The following is a 17715-nucleotide window of genomic DNA, read 5'->3' as shown; positions in this document are numbered from 1 at the left end:
GCACGCCGACACCCGCCCATGGACAACAGCCTCTCCAAGCACCGCCTGATCCAGGTGGCGACCGCGATCCGGAACGGCGAGCGGGTCGAAATTGCCGCCGTCGAGCCGTTCCTGGCGCACACGTTCGAGGAACTGTCGCCGTTCAGCAAGTTCATGCTCAAGGTGGCGGCCGCGCTGTCGCTGTTCTTCGCCTCGGTGCTGGTGATCTTTCCGGAGGTCGGCGACAAGCTGATCGAGATCCTGCCGGGCTTCTTCCTGCTGCCGGAGCGGCTGGCCAAGGCGCTCGACTACGTGTGGGGTCTCGTCGGCGAGCCCGTCGAGAAGCAGCACCTGATGTATCATCTGCCGAACATCATCGTGTATGCGTTCGGCGTCGTCGGCATCCGCCAGGTCTGGAAGAAGGTCAACAGGAACAACTGGAAGGACCTGGTGCGCGGCTCGCAGGACAAGCTGCGCGGCATGATCGAGGAGGGAACGGCCCGGTTCCGGTTCCCGCCGGGCTTCTCGCTATTGTTCGTCGGCGACGGCGACCAGATCGCCCGCAGCATCGTCGCCGACGACCCGGCGATCGGCGTGACGATCTCCTCGAAGCGGCCGGCCTACACGAACCTGTGGGGGAAATACGTGACCGGCGAGGGCGACGAGGGGTTCATCCGGGCGCTCGACCAGGTCAACGCCGAGGAGGCCGGCGAATTCGTGCTGTTCCCGGTCCGCGACGAGCACCTGTTCCTGCCCGGTCCGCACGACTACGACATCGCCCCGCACCGCGTCGACGTCGCCGTGCGGCGCATCCGCGAGTTCGAGAAGGACCGGGGCTGGGACCCGAAGCGCATCATCATCGTCGGCGACAAGGACCAGAAGAGCAACTTCGTCATGGAATCGGAGACCGGCCGCATCGCCACCGAGGCCGACGAGATCAGTCTGGCGACGATTGCGCGGAAGTACGAGAACATCACCATCCTCGACCCGACCGAGACAACGATCCGCACGATCGCCAACGCAGCGGACGGGCGGCGGATCTACTTCCGCTCGTCCGACCGGGGCGTCGAGAAGTACAGCCGGGAGTTCTACCGGCGGCTCGCCTCGTTCGGATACAAGCCGACCGGGGACGGCATCCTCATCATCGGCTACGACATCTCCGACCTGGAGACGGAACACCAGCTCCTGTCGCAGATCGCGCCGGAATACCTTCCCGTCATCCTGTCGCGGGAGATCTTCGACGGGCTGGTCAAGGGCAAATGCTGGGACGACGGCTACATCTTCATCCCGCGGCTGGTGAAGCAGGAACTGCAGAAACTGGTCCGCCAGCAGTGAAGTGCCAGCCGCCCGGCCCGCCTCAACCGGGGTCGAGGAAGCCGCCCGGTTCGGCGTCGTGGGGGACGTTCCAGCCGAAATAGACCTCCACCGCGACGATCAGGCCGTCGCGGATCGTGAACAGCTCGGTGTTGCGAACGACCCGGCCGGTCAGCATCGTCGCCTCGTAGGTGAGCGCCACCTCGTCGTCGCAGCAAAGCGCGCGGACGAAATCCACCTTCGCCATCGCCTCGTGGTTCGGCCAGCAGCGGGCGAAATAGGTTTGCCGGTCGATGCCGTTGTCGTAGGGACTGGTGAACCGGAAGTCCTCGGCGACCAGCGCCTCGATGGCCGCGCGATCGTCGTCCACGTAGGCGCGGAACGCACGCTTCGCGATGTCGACGGGATCGCTCATCCGGCGTCCTTGCGCAGGATGACGTGCTGCGCGAGCTCGCTCGACACGTGGCTGGTCACCGTGAAGCCGAGGCCCGGCAGGTCGATGCCGGCAAACAGCGCCTCGCCGCGCCCGAGCACCACGGGGGAGATGGCCAGGTGCAGCTCGTCGATCAGGCCGGCCTGCAGGTACTGTCGCACCGTGGCGACGCCGCCGCCGATCTTGACGTCCCTGTCGCCGGCCGCCGCCCTGGCCCTGTCGAGCGCCTCCGCGATGCCGCCGGTGACGAAGTGGAAGGTGGTTCCGCCCTCCATCTCGACGCGATCGCGGGGATGGTGGGTCAGCACGAAGACGGGAGTGTGATAGGGCGGGTTGTCGCCCCACCAGCCCTTCCAGGACTCGTCCGGCCAGCCGCCGCGGACCGGTCCGAACATGTTGCGGCCCATGATGTGGGCGCCGAAACCGTCGAGCGAGCGGGCGGTGAAGTCGTCGTCGATGCCGGTCGCGCCGCCCTCCCGGCCGAACAGGGTGCGAAAGGTGCGGGTGCCGACGATCCAGCCGTGCATCTCCTCGCCCCGCTTGCCGAGCGGTTCCCGAAGGCTCTGGTCCGGCCCGGCGCCGAACCCGTCGATAGAGATCGTGAACCCCGCCACACGCACCCTGGACATCGCGTTTCCTCACGTGATTGCATTCTGAAACCGGTTCGGTTGTGCCATAACCGATTCCATAACGCAATCGGTATGCCGGCCGGATGGCGGCACTTCGGGATTGCCAATCGCCGCCGCCCCCCATAAATAGAGGCATGCATCGTGAGTTGGGTACGACGCCCAACGCCAACCTGCCGGTCCGGGCAAGGTGGCACTCCGAGAGGAGGATGTGGCCGACCGGCAACGAAGCGGATCAAGCCACAGCGTCGTCCCCGAACAGAGGACTGACGCAAGTGCCCATCAAGATTCCCGACGACCTGCCCGCCCGCCGTACCCTCGAGACCGAGGGCGTCATGGTGATGCGCGAGACGGACGCCGTGCGCCAGGACATCCGGCCGATGCGGATCGGGCTGCTCAACCTGATGCCCAACAAGATCAAGACGGAAACCCAGCTCGCCCGCCTGCTCGGCGCGACCCCGCTGCAGGTCGAGCTGACGCTGGTGCGGATGACCGATCACGTGCCGATCAACACGCCGTCGGAGCACATGGAGGCGTTCTACCGGCCGTGGGCCGACATCCGGCACGAGCGCTTCGACGGCTTCGTCACCACCGGCGCCCCGGTCGAGCGGCTGCCCTTCGAGGAGGTGCGCTACTGGGACGAGCTGTGCGAGGTGTTCGACTGGACGCAGACGAACGTGCACAACTCCCTCACCATCTGTTGGGCGGCGCAGGCGGCCCTGCACCATTTCCACGGCATGCCGAAGCACGAGCTGCCCGCCAAGGCGTTCGGCGTGTTCCAGCACCGCAACCTCGATCCCTCGTCGCCCTACCTGCGGGGCTTCTCGGACGACTTTCGCGTTCCCGTCTCGCGCTGGACGGAGACCCGGCGCGAAGACATTCCCCCGGACAGCGGCCTGACCGTGCTGGCCGAAAGCGTCGAGACCGGGCTCTGCCTGGTTCACGATCCCCGCCACCGCACGCTGCACATGTTCAACCACGTCGAATACGACACCGACACGCTGGCGGAGGAATATGCCCGCGACGGCGAAGGGCGGCTGCCGGCGAACTACTTTCCCGGCGACGATCCCTCGCTGCGGCCGGAGAACCGCTGGCGCAGCCACGCGCACCTGCTGTTCGGCAACTGGATCAACGAGGTCTACCAGACGACGCCGTTCGACCTGAACGACATCGGGCAGCCCGACCGGCTGGAGATGACGGCCGCCCAGTAGCTCCGCCGCGCCGTCGCCGGTCAGGCCGCCTTCGCGACCCAGGCGCCGGCGCGCTGCAGGTCCTCGACGAAGCGCCTGCGCTCGCGCTCCGCATCGTCGCGGTCGCGAATCCGCAGCAGATAGGACGGGTGGACGGTCACCAGCACCGGCGGGGTGTCCGGGCTCTCGATCGGCAGGCCGCGCGAGGCGTTGACCGCCACGGTGCGTCCCAGCACCCCGCGCGCGGCCGACGCGCCGAGCGCGACGACGAGGCGGGGCCTGACCAGCTTCAGTTCCAGGTCTAGCCACCACCGGCAATGATCGATCTCGGAGGCGTTCGGCCGCTTGTGCAGGCGCCGCTTGCCGCGCAGCTCGTGCTTGAAGTGCTTCACCGTATTGGTGGCGTAGACGGCGGACCGGTCGATGCCGGCCTCCTCAAGCGCGGCGTCGAGCACCCGGCCCGCCGGGCCGACGAACGGACGTCCGGCCAGGTCCTCCTGGTCGCCCGGCTGCTCGCCGACGAGCATCAGCCGCGCGTCGGCCGGACCTTCGCCGGGCACGGCCTGGGTGGCGTTCCGGTAGAGAGGACAGCGCCGGCACGACTGCAGATCGCGGGCGATCGCGGCGAGTGTCGGTTCCGGCGGCGCGTTCGCGTCCGGATCCGGCGAATTCGGTCTCATCGGCATCTCCGGTCCGTTCCCCTGCGCGCATCGCGGCTGCAGGCGTGGGGCGGCGATCATCTCGCCCGTGCGGCCCCGAGCCGAGCGCACCAGGCCGTCGATGAGCGTCGCCTCCGGCAGATTGCGCCAGTACTTCTTCGGCATCTCCGCGGTCATCGCCTTCACCTTCAGCCGCGCCGGGTTGAAGATCGAGGAATAGTAGACACGCCAGACGTCCTCGAGCCGGTCCTGCGCCGGGGCATCCGTCTTCGCAACGCCGGGCGAGAACACCAGTTCCCCGCGCTGCCAGTGCGCGCACAGCCGCGGCGTCAGGATCGACCAGTCCATGTTGGCGAAACGACGCGAGAAGAACGGCGCGGTCGCCGCGACGATGTGATGGTCCGGCTCGAACCAGGCGATGAAACGCTGCGCGCCGTCGCCGTCGCGGGTTTCGCGGAAGCGGACGAAGGCCTTCATCTTGTGCATGTCGCGGCGCACCGAGCGCGCCATCGCCTCGGCGCGGGCGACGTCGGGATCGGAGGCGATCTGCGCGAGCCCCGCCTCGTCGCGGGTCCGCCAGAGCAGCCGGTAGGACAGCGCGAACCGGCCGAAATCGGCATGCATCAGAACCTCGGAGACGAGCGACATCAGCGCCCGGGGGACACGCCGCGGCGGCGACACCGGCGCCGGCAGGCCGGGGTCCGGAGCAGCCAGCAGGTCGTCCTGCCCGGCCGACCCGTCGAGCCAGTCGACCTGCGCGGGCGGAACGAGGCCCCTGTCCAGCGCCCGGGCGGCCTCCCGCCACTCCGTCTCGCCGGCGTCGCCGGGCAGCCGGACCACGTATCGGGTCACGCCGCCTGCTCCGTGAACAGGTCGAGCTGGCGCGGCGGCGTCACGAGCTTCGCCCGCAGGTCGGCGGCATCGAGCAGGGTTCCGGGATGCCAGTCTTCGGCGACGATGAAGGGACGCACCCTGGCGATCGAGGCGGTGATGCGGCCGACATCCTCGAGCCGCAGGCGGCGATGGCGACGCGACTGCAGGATCCGCTTGACCGCCCTGGTGCCAAGCCCCGGCACGCGCAGGAGCTGCTCCTTTGCCGCCCGGTTCACGTCGACCGGGAAGCCGTGCCGGTTCTCCAGCGCCCAGGCGAACTTCGGATCGATCTTCAGGTCGAGCATTCCGCCGCGCATCCCGGTGGCGATCTCGCCGGTCGAGAATCCGTAAAATCGCAGCAGCCAGTCGGCCTGATAGAGCCGGTGCTCGCGCATCAGCGGCGGGCGTACCAGCGGCAGCGCGGCGGAGGCGCGCGGGATCGGCGAGAAGGCCGAGTAGTAAACCCGCTTCAGCCGGTAGCTCGCGTAGAGGCTGGTCGAGGTGGACAGGATGTCGAGATCGCTGGAGGGATCGGCGCCGACGATCATCTGGGTCGACTGGCCTGCGCCGGCGAATGGCGGCGGCGCGGCCGACGCCTTCCGCTCGTCCTTCGCCTCCTCGATCTTCAGCCGCAACCGGCCCATCGCGCGCTTGATGCCGCCGAGGTCCTTCTCCGGCGCCAGCTGCCCGAGGCTTTGTTCGCTCGGCAGCTCGACATTGATCGACAGGCGGTCGGCATAGCGGCCGGCTTTTTCGAGCAGCAGCGGATCGGCCTCCGGGATCGTCTTCAGGTGGATGTAGCCGCGGAAGTCGTGGTCCTCCCGCAGGCTGCGCGCGACCTCGACGATCTGCTCCATCGTGTAGTCGGACGACCGGATGATCCCGGAGGAGAGGAACAGGCCCTCGATGTAGTTGCGCTTGTAGAAGTCGAGGGTGAGGCCGACGACCTCGGCCGCCGTGAACCGCGCGCGCCGGACGTCGGAGGAGATGCGGTTGACGCAATAGGCGCAGTCGTACTTGCAGTAGTTCGTCAGCAGGATCTTCAGGAGCGAGATGCAGCGGCCGTCCGGCGCGTAGGCATGGCAGATGCCCGAGCCCTCGGTCGAGCCGACGCCGCGGCCGCCGGCCGAGGTCCGCTTCGGCGCAGCGCTCGAGGAGCAGGAGGCGTCGTACTTCGCCGCGTCCGCCAGGATCGCGAGCTTTCCCGCCAGGTCCAGATTGGTCATGGGTGCCGTGTGTCGCGTGAGAGTGTTTCTGTTTTGTTCTCATTATAAGCCGACGACAAAACATCTCAAGAGCCGATCGGTTCCGCCGGGATCCGCGTCGACGGGCCCCGCCTTGACCGGACCGGCCTCAACGGGACGGCCGGCGATCCCGGCCGCGCCACCGAGACCGGACAGGAACGACAAGGGGGATCGGCGGTGCGGGTCCGTCCTATGCGCCGGGGGCCGGGGCGCCGACCATCGCGTGCAGCCGGGCGACCGTGGCGGCATCGAGCGCTGCGCCGGCGGCGAGCTTCGACAGGAAGCCGCGCTCCTCCGGCGTGTCGACGGTGATCGCCATCAGGGCGGCGGTATAGACCTGCGCGCCGACCTCCCTGCTGGGGATCGCCGCGACGAGCCCGTCGACGTCCTGCGGCTTGCCGAGCAGGTCCATCAGGCACGTCCGCTCCTCGGCAGGCATGCCGTATTCCTCGACCTTGCCGAGGATCCGCCGGATCTCGTCGGGCGCGATCTGGCCGTCCGACTTGGCCGCCTCGACCATCGCATGCAGGCACAGTTCGGCGGTCTCCTGCGAGGTCATCCGACGCAGCTCGGCCTCCGCAACGGCCGGTGCGGCTGTCGCCGTTGCGACGCCCGCAGACTGACCTGGCGCCGATTGAACAGGCGCCGAGTTGCCGGGCGCCGACTGACCCGAAGCCATCGGGGCCTGCCGGTCCTTCAGCGCGGCGAGCGCCAGCGTCGCGAGCACGGCCATGGCGCCGCCGCCGACGGCGCCCTTCACCGATCCGCCGCCGAGGATCGCGCCCGCGAGCGCGCCGATGCCGCCGACCTGGCCGCGGCTGAGATTGCCGACGCCGCTGTCGGCCTTCATCGCCTCCTGCAGGCTGCCGAGCACGTCACCGAGCCCGCCGCCCTGGCCGGAGCCGAACGCCCCCGAGCCGCCCATCACGTTGCCGAGAATGTCGCCGAGCCCGCCGAGACTGTTCTGGCCGACGGCGTTCTGAAGCCGCGACTGCGTCGCCGGCGACAGCCCTTCGCGCATCAGCTGTCCGACCATGTTGGCGAAGTTCATTGCAGTCTCCTTCCCGTCGTTGGCGCTGCGACTGTAGCGACCGCTTCGTGTTGCAATGATGGCCATGGCCGCCGGCGGCCGATGAAAGCCGCTCAGCCCTCCGGCCGGAGCTTCTCGATCTCGGCAATGCGGGTCTTCGCGCTCGGCCACAGGCGCTCGGTGACGGCGGCCAGCAGCGCCTCGACGAGGGCGAGCGGGGCGACGTTGGAATCCCAGTTCGACGGCACCGAGATGTGGGCCGAGAGGATGTGCGCGGCGACGCGGGAAATCGGCGACAGCCACTGGTCGGTGATCAGCACGATCCTAACGCCGCGGCTTGCCGCGAGCTTGGCGAGCGACACGATGTCGGCCTGATAGCGGCGCATGTCGAAGACGACCAGAACGTCGTTCTTGCGCATGTCGAGAACCTGGTCGCGCAGGTTCTCGATCTGACCCGACAGGTGGATGACGCGGGTGCGCACGATTCGCAGGTGCGAGGCGAGGTAGCGCGCCAGCGGGTCGGTGAACCGGCCGCCGATCAGGTAGATGCGGCGCTTGGGATCCGACATCAGCTCGGTGACGGCGTCGAACTCGCCCGGCGGCAGGTGGGCAAAGGTCTCGGAGAGATTGTTCTGGACGGCGGCGCGGAACCGGTCGAACAGGCGGCTTTCGGCGCCGGCGGTGCCCGGCTCGAAGCTCGCCTTCATCAAGGGCGACTTGAGTTGCGCCTCCAGTTCCTCGCGCAGCCGCTTCTGGAAGTCGGGATAGCTCTGGAACCCGAGGCGGGCAACGAAGCGCAGGATCGACGGCGCGCTGACGCCGGCGCGCCCGGCGAACTCCGCGACCGGCTCGAGCCCCGCCAGCGGATAGGTGGCCAGCAGCACATGCGCGGCCTTGCGCTCCGTCGCGGTGAACTCGTGCAGCCGTTCGCGCACCTGCTCGGCAATCGTCAGAACGGCTTCGGCCATTTCAGATTTCCGGACCCCAATACCGTGCCCACCACTAACGCGCGGAAGGCCGGTCGTCCACCTGGTGAAATCTTCGTTTCAGATTTGACAATGACGGTCTCCTTGTATCTAGAATTATGAATTCGGGACGGTGCCGCAACCGGGCGTCCGCGACGGTGTACTGCGCGAAACGCGGGGAAAGATGAACGGTCTTGCGGAGCCGGAACCGCGTGTCGATGCCGACGGGCTGATCCGCCTCGAGGGCGATGCGGTCGCCGGCGATTTCCTGGTGCTGTGCGACCATGCCTCGAACCGCGTCCCGGCGGGTTTCGGCTCGCCCGGGCTGCCTGCGGCCCAGATGCAGCGCCACATCGCCTGGGATCCCGGCGCCCTGCCGGTCGCCCGCGACATGGCGCGGCGCCTCGGCTCGCCGCTGGTCTTTCCCGACGCCTCGCGGCTGCTGATCGACTGCAACCGTCCGACCGACGCCCCGGACTCCGCCACGACCCTCAGCGAGGACACCGAGATACCGGGCAATGTCGACCTGGACCCGGCCGTGCGGGCCCACCGCATCGCCGGCATCTACGACGCCTACCACGACGCCATCGACGCGCTGCTCGACCGGCGCGCGGCAGCGGGCATCGACACGGCGCTGGCCGCCGTGCACAGCTACACGCCCACCTACCGCTCCAGTCCCCGGCCGTGGCATGTGGGCATCCTCTACAATGCCGATCGCAGGCTGGCCGACCGGCTGTTCGAGGCGCTGGAGGGCGAGGCGGATCTGGTGGTCGGCGACAACGAGCCCTACGGTCCCTGGGACGGCGTCTATCACACGCTCCACAGGCACGGAGAGGCGCGCGGACTCGCCAGCGTCATGATCGAGATCCGCAACGACTTGATCGGCGAGGCCGAAGGCCAAGTTATCTGGGCGGAACGCCTCGCGGCGGCGCTGTGGGACGGCGTGCGGGCGATCAGATGAAGCACGATCCGGGAAGGGGCGGACCGGTGAACATCCGACAGCATGTCCGGTGGGGGTTCGGAGCGCCCGACATGGCGGCGACGACGGGCCGGCATGCCTGAGGCCATCAAGTCATATGTCCGCTACGTGGAGTCCGTGAACCGGGTCGTCGGTCTGGTCGCGATGTATCTCATCGTGGCGATGCTCGGCATCCTGTTCTACTCGGCGATCACCAAGGCCTTCTTCCTGCCGTCGCTCTGGACGCTGGAAATGGCGCAGTTCGTGATGGTCGCCTACTACCTGCTCGGCGGCGGCTACACCCTGCAGACGGGCGCCCACGTGCGCATGGACCTGCTCTACAGCAGCTGCCGGCCGCGCACCAAGGCGGCGGTCGATTCGGTCACCATCCTGTTCCTGATCTTCTTCCTTGTCATGCTGCTCTACGGCGGCATCTCGTCGACCGAATACGCCATCAGGTACGGCGAGGAGAGCTACTCGGCCTGGGCGCCGAAGATGTGGCCGATCAAGGCGATCATGACGCTGGCGATCCTGCTGACCCTGCTGCAGGCGATCGCGACCTTCTTCCGCAATGTCGCGGAGGCGCGCGGGATGCCGATCGTCACGGGCCACGAGATCGACCCGGAGAGCGCCTCATGAGCTACGAGATGATCGCGCTCATGATGTTCTCCTCGATGATGCTGCTGCTCCTGACCGGGCAGCGCATCTACGGCGCGATCGGCTTCGTGGCGACGGCCTCGGCGCTGCTGCTGTGGGGCGACGGCGGCGCCGAGCTCGGCTTCTCGGCGGCGATGAAGCTGATGAAGTGGTACCCGCTGCTGACGCTGCCGATGTTCATCTTCATGGGCTACATGCTGTCGGAGTCCGGCATCGCCGACGACCTCTACCAGATGTTCCACGTCTGGTTCGGGCCGGTGCCGGGGGGGCTCGCGGTCGGCACCATCGGGCTGATGGTCGTGGTCTCGGCGATGAACGGGCTGTCGGTCGCGGGCATGGCGATCGGCGCCTCGATCGCGCTGCCCGAACTGCTCAGACGCGGCTACGACAAGATCATGGTGACCGGCGTCATCCAGGCCGGCTCGTCGCTCGGCATCCTGGTGCCGCCGAGCGTGGTGCTGGTGCTGTACGGCATGATCGCCCGCCAGCCGATCGGCCAGCTGTGGCTCGCAGGCGCCATTCCCGGCCTGATGATGGCCGGCCTATTCGTCATCTACATCCTGGTGCGCTGCGCGCTGCAGCCGAACCTCGGCCCGACGCTGCCGAAGGCGGAGCGGCAGGTGAGCTGGGGCGAGAAGATCCGGCTGCTGCAGGCCGGCATCCTGCCGTTCCTGATCTTCTTCGCGATGACCGGCCTGTTCATCATGGGCTACACCAGCCTGGTGGAGAGTTCCGCCGTCGGCGCCGTGGCGGCGACGATCGCCGCGCTGGTCAAGCGGCGGCTGAGCTTCGCCGTCTTCCACACCACCGTGCGCAAGACGCTGAACATCTCCTGCATGTTCATGTGGATCATTACGGCCGCCCTTTGTTTCGGCGCGGTGTTCGACGGGCTCGGCGCGGTCAAGGCGATCGAGCACCTGTTCATCGACAAGCTTGGGCTGGGGCCGTGGGAGATCATCATCATGATGCAGATCTCCTTCATCCTGATGGGCATGTTCCTCGACGACACCGCGATGCTGGTGATCGTCGCGCCGCTCTACGTGCCGCTGGTCAGGGCGCTGGAATTCGACCTGATCTGGTACGGCGTGCTCTACACGATCACCTGCCAGATCGCCTACATGACGCCGCCGTTCGGCTACAACCTGTTCCTGATGCGCGCCATGGCGCCGCCGGAGGTGACGCTCGGCGACATCTATCGTTCGATCGTGCCGTTCGTGCTGGTCATGGTGGTGGCGATGGTGCTGCTGATGGTGTTCCCGCAGATCGCCCTGTGGCTGCCGAACAAGGTCTACGGGAACTGAGGAGAGAGGAAGCCTTGGACACACGCAACCAACTCTCCGTCGTCATCCCGGCCGAAGCGAAGCGGAGAGCCGGGATCGCCACGAGCCGCAGCGCTGCGGTCCCTTGCGATCCCGGCTCGGCCTTCGGCCGTCCGGGATGACGTGAGGAAGAGAAAGACGAAAGCGGACGTCAGATCCGCAGGTACGCCGTTCACGGGAGGAACGGCAGGCGAGGAGGAGCCGGGACGGGTGCAGCGCCCGGTCCGGGACCACACACCAGAAGGGAGCAAAGGGACATGACCGATACCAAGAAGCTGAGCAAACGCGACTTCCTGCGGACGGCCGGGATGGCCACCGCCGCCACCGGCGCCTCGGCGCTCGCCGCGCCGGCGGTGCTCGGCCAGTCGCCGATCAAGTGGCGCCTGCAGACCTATGCCGGCGCCGCGCTCGCCGAGCACGTCATCAAGCCGGCGATCGACTCCTTCAACAAGGTCGCCAACGGCGACATGGTGATCGAGCTCTACACCGCCGACCAGCTGGTGCCGACCGGGGAACTGTTCCGCGCCATGCAGGCGGGCACCATCGACGCGGTGCAGTCCGACGAGGACTCGATGGCCGCGCCGGTCGACGTGTCGGTGTTCGGCGGCTACTTCCCGTTCGCCACCCGCTACTCCCTCGACGTGCCGGTGCTGTTCAACCAGTACGGCCTGAAGGAGATCTGGGAGGAGGCGTATTCGGAGGTCGAGAACGTCACCTGGCTGTCGGCCGGCTCGTGGGACCCCTGCCACTTCAACACCACCAAGCCGATCCGCAGCCTGGAGGACCTGAAGGGTCTCAGGGTCTATACCTTCCCGACGGCGGGCCGGTTCCTGACCCAGTTCGGCGTCATCCCGGTCAACATCCCCTACGAGGACGCCGAGGTGGCGGTGCAGACCGGCGAGCTCGACGGCATGGCCTGGTCGGGCATCACCGAGGACTACACGGTCGGCTGGGCGAACGTCACCAAGTACTTCCTGACCAACAACATCACCGGCGCATGGATCGGCTCGTTCTTCGCCAACACCGAGCGCTGGAACGAGGTGCCGGACCATCTGAAGGAACTGTTCCGCCTGACAATGGACTCCTCCCACTACTACCGGCAGTGGTGGTATTGGGGCGGCGAGGCGAACCTGCGCGTGAACGGCGACAAGCTGGAGCTGACCTCGATCCCGGACTCCGAATGGAACCAGGTGGTGAAGGCCGCCGAGACGTTCTGGGAGGAGATCGCCGCCGAGAGCGACCGCTCCAAGCGCGTCGTCGAGATCCTGCGCAAGTATGCCGGCGTGATGGAGAAGGCGGGCCCGCCCTACCGCTGCGCGTGAGCGAGACGACCGGGCCCGGGGGATGCCTCCGGGTCCGGCGTATGGAAGGATTTCGTGTTCAGGGTGCCGTGCCGCCCATCCTTCGAGACGGTCGCTGTCGCGCCCTCCTCAGGATGAGGTCGGTGTGTGAGGCGACCCTTGTAACACGGGAAACCTCATGGTGAGGAGCGGCGCCGGCCGCGTCTCGAACCATGGGCGGGGCAACTGCCCCGAAGGCATCCTGTTGCAAACCAGATGCCTATCAGCCGAAGCAGTACCAAACGGACCTGAAACCCATGCCAGCCAAGCTCACGTTCGATTCCCTCAAGAAGGCCGTGCAGGCCGGCGACATCGACACCGTCGTCGTCTGCTTTCCCGACATGATCGGCCGGCTGGTCGGCAAGCGCTTCCAGGCCGAGCATTTCGTCGAGTCGGCCTACGAGGAGACGCACGGCTGCGACTACCTGCTGGCCAACGACATCGAGATGGAGCCGGTGCCGGGCTACGCGGCGGCCAACTGGTCGAAGGGCTACGGCGACTTCGTGTTCAGGCCGGACATGGCGACGCTGATGCCGGTGCCGTGGCTGGAAAAGACCGCGATGGTGCTGTGCGACCTCGTCGACCACCATCACCACGAGCCGATCCCGCATTCGCCGCGGGCGATCCTGAAGAAGCAGCTCGAGCGGCTGACGGGGCTCGGCGCGCAGGCCTTCTTCGCCTCCGAGCTCGAGTTCTACCTGTTCGACGACTCGTTTCGCCTAGCCTACGACAAGGGCTACCGGGACCTGCAGACCAGCGGCTACTACATCGAGGACTACAACGTCCTGCAGACGATGCGCGAGGAGCCGGTGATGCAGGCGATCCGCACCAATCTCCAGGCAGCCGGCATCCCGATCGAGAACTCCAAGGGCGAGTGGGGGCCGGGCCAGGAAGAGCTGAACGTGCGCTACGCCGACGCGCTGACCATGGCCGACCGCCACGTCGTCATGAAGAACGCCATCAAGGAGATCGCCGACAGGCAGGGCAAGGCCGTCACCTTCATGGCCAAGTGGAACTACGACCTGGCCGGATCGAGCTGCCACGTGCACTCCTCGCTGTGGGACAAGGCCGGCAAGAAGTCGCTGTTCCACGACCCGAAGGCCGAGCACGGCATGTCGAAGATGATGCGCCACTACATCGCCGGCCAGCTCAAGCATGCCCGCGAGATCACCTGGTTCCTGGCGCCGTTCGTGAACTCCTACAAGCGCTTCCAGCAGGTCGGCACCTTCGCGCCGACCAAGGCGGTGTGGAGCCACGACAATCGCACCGCCGGTTTCCGGCTGTGCGGCGCCGACACGAAGGCGGTGCGCATCGAGTGCCGGGTCGGCGGCGCCGACCTCAACCCCTACCTCGCCTTCGCCGCGCTGCTGGCGGCGGGCCTTGCCGGCATCGAGCAGGAACTGGAGCTGGAGCCGGCCTTCGAGGGCGACGCCTACCACGGCAAGAAGCTGCGCGACATTCCCGGGACGCTGCGCGAGGCGACCGAGCTGATGGACAAGTCGAAGATGCTGCGGGCGGCTTTCGGCGACCAGGTCGTCGATCACTACGTGCACACGGCGCGCTGGGAGCAGGCCGAGTTCGACCGCCGGGTGACGGACCTCGAGCTGAAGCGCGGCTTCGAGCGCGCGTGAGCGAGGCGATGGCAGCTGCAAGCACCGCGCCTGTCGCTCCTGGGCCCCGGATCAGGTCCGGGACGTCCGCTGCGGTCTTGCGCTCCGTTTCCGCCACACGACGGACCGACGCCCCGGACCTGATCCGGGGCCCAGCGCGGACGTTGCGACAAGGCAATGGAGTGCAGCCGGACGTGTGCTCCACTCAGCCTGTCATTGCCGGGCTTGGCCCGGCAATCCATGACCACATTCGCCTGCGACAGTGGATATGGATGCCCGGAACACGTCCGGGCATGACATCAGAGAAGATGGTTGGACACCTTTCTGAGACGTACGGCAGGGCCCGATTATAGACATGAACAGCAAACAACACCCGCTCTTTGGCATCCTGAAGGGAAAGCCAACAATTGCGCCCGGCGCGGACCTGACCGAGCCGTCCTGGTTCCTGCCCGAAATTCCAGACCAAAGCTCCGGCGAAACAAGCCGTAGCCCGGATGTAGCGCAGCGCAATCCGGGAAGTTCGTAGCCCCTGATAGCCGCCGTTCCCGGATTACGCTGACGCGCCATCCGGGCTACACATCACAACCGCTTTCGCTGACAGAGACCCGACATGACCGACACCATCCGCTGCGTTTCCCCCGTCAACGGCGAGATCTATGCCGAGCGGCCGATCACGCCCGATTCCGACGTCGACGCCGCGCTCGCCCGTGCCCGCGCGGCGCAGGCGGAGTGGCGGCGGCTGCCGGTGTTCGAGCGGGCGAAGGTCTGCACGGCGGCCACCGCCGCGATGACGGGCATGCGCGAGGAGATCGTCCCCGAACTCGCCTGGCAGATGGGCCGGCCGGTCAGGTCGGGGGCCGGCGAGCTGCGCGGCTTCGAGGAGCGGGCGCTGCACATGATCGACATCGCCGACATCTCGCTCGCCCGCATGGACCCGACGCCGAAGGAGGGCTTCCGGCGCTGGATCACGCGCGAGCCGGTGGGTATCGTCTTCGTGATCGCGCCGTGGAACTTTCCCTACCTCACCGCCGTCAACTCGATCGTCCCCGCCCTGATGGCCGGCAACGCCGTGATCCTGAAGCACGCGAGCCAGACGCTGCTGGTCGGCGAGCGCTTCCAGAAGGCCTTCGACGAGGCCGGGCTGCCGGCCGGGCTGTTCCAGAACCTGTTCCTCAGCCACGGCCAGGCGGCCCGGATCATCTCCGGCGGCCATGTCGACCAGGTCAACTTCACCGGCTCGGTTGCGGGCGGCAAGGCGATGGAGAAGGCGGCGGCCGGAACCTTCACCGGGCTCGGCCTGGAACTCGGCGGCAAGGATCCCGCCTACGTGCGGCCCGACTGCGACATGCCGGCCACCGTCGAGAACCTCGTCGACGGCTCGTTCTTCAATTCCGGCCAGTCGTGCTGCGGGATCGAGCGGATCTACGTCCACAAGGACGTCTATGACGAGTTCGTCGGCGGCTTCGTCGACCTGACCCGGCAGTACGTGCTCGGCGACCCGCTAGACGAGGCGACCACCATCGGCCCGATGGTGAAGCCGCAGGCTGCCGACTTCGTGCGCGCCCAGATCGATGCGGCGGTGCGCAGCGGGGCGAAGGCCCATCTCGACCCGAAGGATTTCCCGGCCGACAGGCCCGGCACCGCCTACATGGCGCCGCAGGTGCTGACCGGAGTGAACCACCAGATGGCGGTGATGGTGGAGGAATCCTTCGGCCCCGTCGTCGGCATCATGCCGGTCGCCGACGACGAGGAAGCGGTGCAGCTGATGAACGACAGCCCGTACGGGCTGACCGCGTCGCTGTGGACGCAGGACCTCGACGCGGCCGAGCGCATCGGCGAACGGATCGAGACCGGCACGGTGTTCATGAACCGCTGCGACTATCTCGATCCGGCGCTCGCCTGGACCGGGGTCAAGGACACCGGCCGCGGCGCCACCCTGTCGCGGGTCGGCTACGAGACGCTGACCCGGCCGAAGTCCTGGCACATGCGGATGAGCTTTACGGGATGACCGCGTCTCACCTCGCCGCGCCGCTGCAAGTACCATGTTTGTGCAGCCTCGCCACAAAGGAAAACCTCATCCTGAGGAGCGCCCATGGGCGCGTCTCGAAGGATGGGCCGCAATTTCGGCAGGCGTTGACATGCCCGCCCTCGCCCTTCGAGACGCGGCTTCGCCGCTCCTCAGGATGAGGGCTTCGAATTGCTATGCTCGACAAATTCTCGGTTGACCTCGAAGTCCAATTCACTCCCCGGAGCCTCACATGATCCTCACCTCCAACTGGAACTACCCGACCTCGGTGCGCTTCGGACCGGGGCGCATCGCGGAACTGGCGGAGGCCTGCAAGGCGGCGGGCATGAAGACGCCGCTGATCGTCACCGATCCCGGCCTCGCCGGCATGCCGATGATCGGGGCGATGAAGGATATCCTCGAGAAGGCGGGGATGCGGACGGCGGTCTACGCGGACGTGAAGCCGAATCCCGTCGAGGCAAACGTCTCCGGCGGCGTCGAGGTCTACAAGGCGGGCGGCCATGACGGCGTCGTCGCGGTCGGGGGCGGCTCGGCGCTGGACGCCGGCAAGTGCGTCGCCTTCATGGCGGGTCAGACGCGGTCGATCTGGGACTTCGAGGATATCGGCGACTGGTGGACGCGGGCCAACGCCGCGGTGATCGCCCCGATCGTCGCGGTGCCAACGACGGCGGGCACCGGCTCGGAGGTCGGCCGCGCAGGCGTCATCACCAACGAGGAGACCCACACCAAGAAGATCATCTTCCATCCGCTGATGATGCCGAAGATCGTCATCTGCGATCCGGAGCTGACCGTCGGCCTGCCGCCGAAGCTGACCGCGGGAACCGGCATGGACGCGCTCGCCCACTGCATCGAGGCCTATTGCGCCCCGGGCTACCACCCGATGGCCGACGGCATCGGCGTGGAAGGGGTGCGCCTGTGCAAGGAATACCTGCCGCGCGCCTTCGCCAGGGGCGACGACATCGAGGCGCGCGCCGGCATGATGTCGGCGGCCGCGATGGGCGCGACCGCGTTCCAGAAGGGGCTCGGCGCGATTCACTCGCTGTCGCACCCGGTCGGCGCGCTCTACGACACCCATCACGGCCTGACCAATGCCGTGTTCATGCCCTACGTGCTGACCTTCAACCGGCCGGCTATCGAGGAGAGGATCGCACGGCTGGCCGCCTATTGCGGGCTCGAGCCGTCCTTCGACGCTTTCCTGGCTTGGGTGATGGAGCTGCGCGGGGAACTCGGCATCCCCGCCACGGTCGCCGACCTCGGCGTCGACGCGGAGAAGGCCGACCTGATCGCCGAAATGGCGATCGCCGATCCCACCGCGGGCAGCAATCCCGTGAAGCTGACCAGGGAGGCCGCCCGGTCAATATTCGACAGGGCGCTTGCCGGCGAGGTCTGACAGCCCGATCACGGCGCCGGCGCGGGGTGAGGGCTGTGCCGGCAAGGTTCTGCGGTCAGCCTTTGGTCTGCATGCCCGTGCGCAGCCCCTCCAGCGGCGGAT

16 protein-coding genes and 1 riboswitch are annotated in these 17715 nt (G+C 67.5%); of the genes, 10 read left to right on the top strand and 6 right to left on the bottom strand.

The window, feature by feature from the left end; all coding sequences use genetic code 11:
- Positions 1 to 18: 18 nt before the first annotated feature.
- The gene (locus V3328_RS13345) at positions 19 to 1314 is read left to right on the top strand and encodes a hypothetical protein (RefSeq protein ID WP_340330171.1); all 1296 of its coding nucleotides are present in this window, start codon (positions 19 to 21) and stop codon (positions 1312 to 1314) included.
- Positions 1315 to 1336: 22 nt separating this feature from the next.
- Here V3328_RS13345 and V3328_RS13340 read toward each other — a convergent pair whose 3' ends face one another.
- A complete protein-coding gene (locus tag V3328_RS13340) occupies positions 1337 to 1708 on the bottom strand; it encodes a nuclear transport factor 2 family protein (RefSeq protein WP_340330170.1) in 372 nt (123 codons plus the stop codon).
- A complete protein-coding gene (locus tag V3328_RS13335) occupies positions 1705 to 2355 on the bottom strand; it encodes a dihydrofolate reductase family protein (protein ID WP_340330169.1) in 651 nt (216 codons plus the stop codon). Before V3328_RS13335 ends, V3328_RS13340 begins: the two co-directional genes overlap by 4 nt.
- A gap of 131 nt (positions 2356 to 2486) precedes the next feature.
- A riboswitch (SAM-I-IV-variant riboswitch) is annotated at positions 2487 to 2592 on the top strand.
- A 35-nt stretch (positions 2593 to 2627) separates the two neighbouring features.
- Here V3328_RS13335 and V3328_RS13330 point away from each other — a divergent pair.
- Positions 2628 to 3563 (top strand): homoserine O-succinyltransferase, encoded by a 936-nt coding sequence (locus V3328_RS13330; protein ID WP_340330168.1) that lies wholly within the window; start codon positions 2628 to 2630, stop codon positions 3561 to 3563.
- 20 nt (positions 3564 to 3583) lie between these two features.
- Here V3328_RS13330 and V3328_RS13325 read toward each other — a convergent pair whose 3' ends face one another.
- The 4 genes from V3328_RS13325 to V3328_RS13310 form a co-directional block, all read right to left on the bottom strand.
- Positions 3584 to 5053, bottom strand: coding sequence for a UdgX family uracil-DNA binding protein (locus tag V3328_RS13325; RefSeq protein WP_340330167.1), 1470 nt, complete (start codon positions 5051 to 5053; stop codon positions 3584 to 3586).
- Positions 5050 to 6300 carry a putative DNA modification/repair radical SAM protein gene (locus tag V3328_RS13320; protein ID WP_340330166.1) on the bottom strand — a complete coding sequence of 417 codons (1251 nt, stop codon included), beginning with the start codon at positions 6298 to 6300 and terminating at the stop codon, positions 5050 to 5052. The genes V3328_RS13325 and V3328_RS13320 overlap by 4 nt, the downstream gene beginning before the upstream one ends.
- 208 nt (positions 6301 to 6508) lie before the next feature.
- On the bottom strand, positions 6509 to 7369 hold the full coding sequence (locus V3328_RS13315) for a DUF533 domain-containing protein (protein WP_340330165.1): 861 nt from the start codon (positions 7367 to 7369) through the stop codon (positions 6509 to 6511).
- A gap of 92 nt (positions 7370 to 7461) precedes the next feature.
- A complete protein-coding gene (locus tag V3328_RS13310) occupies positions 7462 to 8316 on the bottom strand; it encodes a MurR/RpiR family transcriptional regulator (protein WP_340330164.1) in 855 nt (284 codons plus the stop codon).
- Between the two features lie 181 nt (positions 8317 to 8497).
- On the opposite strand from V3328_RS13310, the gene V3328_RS13305 reads away from it, so the two are divergent.
- The 8 genes from V3328_RS13305 to V3328_RS13270 all read left to right on the top strand — a co-directional run bounded on the left by V3328_RS13305 (position 8498) and on the right by V3328_RS13270 (position 17613).
- Positions 8498 to 9274 (top strand): N-formylglutamate amidohydrolase, encoded by a 777-nt coding sequence (locus V3328_RS13305; protein WP_340330163.1) that lies wholly within the window; start codon positions 8498 to 8500, stop codon positions 9272 to 9274.
- A gap of 93 nt (positions 9275 to 9367) precedes the next feature.
- Entirely contained in the window at positions 9368 to 9910 is a 543-nt protein-coding gene (locus V3328_RS13300) for a TRAP transporter small permease subunit (protein WP_340330162.1), read from the top strand.
- Entirely contained in the window at positions 9907 to 11229 is a 1323-nt protein-coding gene (locus V3328_RS13295) for a TRAP transporter large permease (protein ID WP_340330161.1), read from the top strand. The genes V3328_RS13300 and V3328_RS13295 overlap by 4 nt, the downstream gene beginning before the upstream one ends.
- 275 nt (positions 11230 to 11504) lie before the next feature.
- A complete protein-coding gene (locus tag V3328_RS13290; RefSeq protein ID WP_340330160.1) occupies positions 11505 to 12569 on the top strand; it encodes a TRAP transporter substrate-binding protein in 1065 nt (354 codons plus the stop codon).
- 275 nt (positions 12570 to 12844) lie between these two features.
- On the top strand, positions 12845 to 14218 hold the full coding sequence (locus V3328_RS13285; RefSeq protein ID WP_340330159.1) for a glutamine synthetase family protein: 1374 nt from the start codon (positions 12845 to 12847) through the stop codon (positions 14216 to 14218).
- A 334-nt stretch (positions 14219 to 14552) separates the two neighbouring features.
- The gene (locus V3328_RS13280) at positions 14553 to 14723 is read left to right on the top strand and encodes a hypothetical protein (RefSeq protein ID WP_340330158.1); all 171 of its coding nucleotides are present in this window, start codon (positions 14553 to 14555) and stop codon (positions 14721 to 14723) included.
- A gap of 84 nt (positions 14724 to 14807) precedes the next feature.
- Entirely contained in the window at positions 14808 to 16205 is a 1398-nt protein-coding gene (locus V3328_RS13275) for an aldehyde dehydrogenase family protein (protein WP_340330157.1), read from the top strand.
- 250 nt (positions 16206 to 16455) lie between these two features.
- Positions 16456 to 17613, top strand: a complete 1158-nt coding sequence (locus tag V3328_RS13270) for an iron-containing alcohol dehydrogenase (RefSeq protein ID WP_340330156.1) — start codon at positions 16456 to 16458, stop codon at positions 17611 to 17613.
- Positions 17614 to 17715 lie beyond the last annotated feature (102 nt).

The sequence above is a fragment of the Microbaculum marinum genome (genome assembly GCF_037855135.1).
GTDB classification, from domain to species: domain Bacteria; phylum Pseudomonadota; class Alphaproteobacteria; order Rhizobiales; family Tepidamorphaceae; genus Microbaculum; species Microbaculum marinum.
This window is presented reverse-complemented; position numbering and strand designations above follow the sequence as displayed.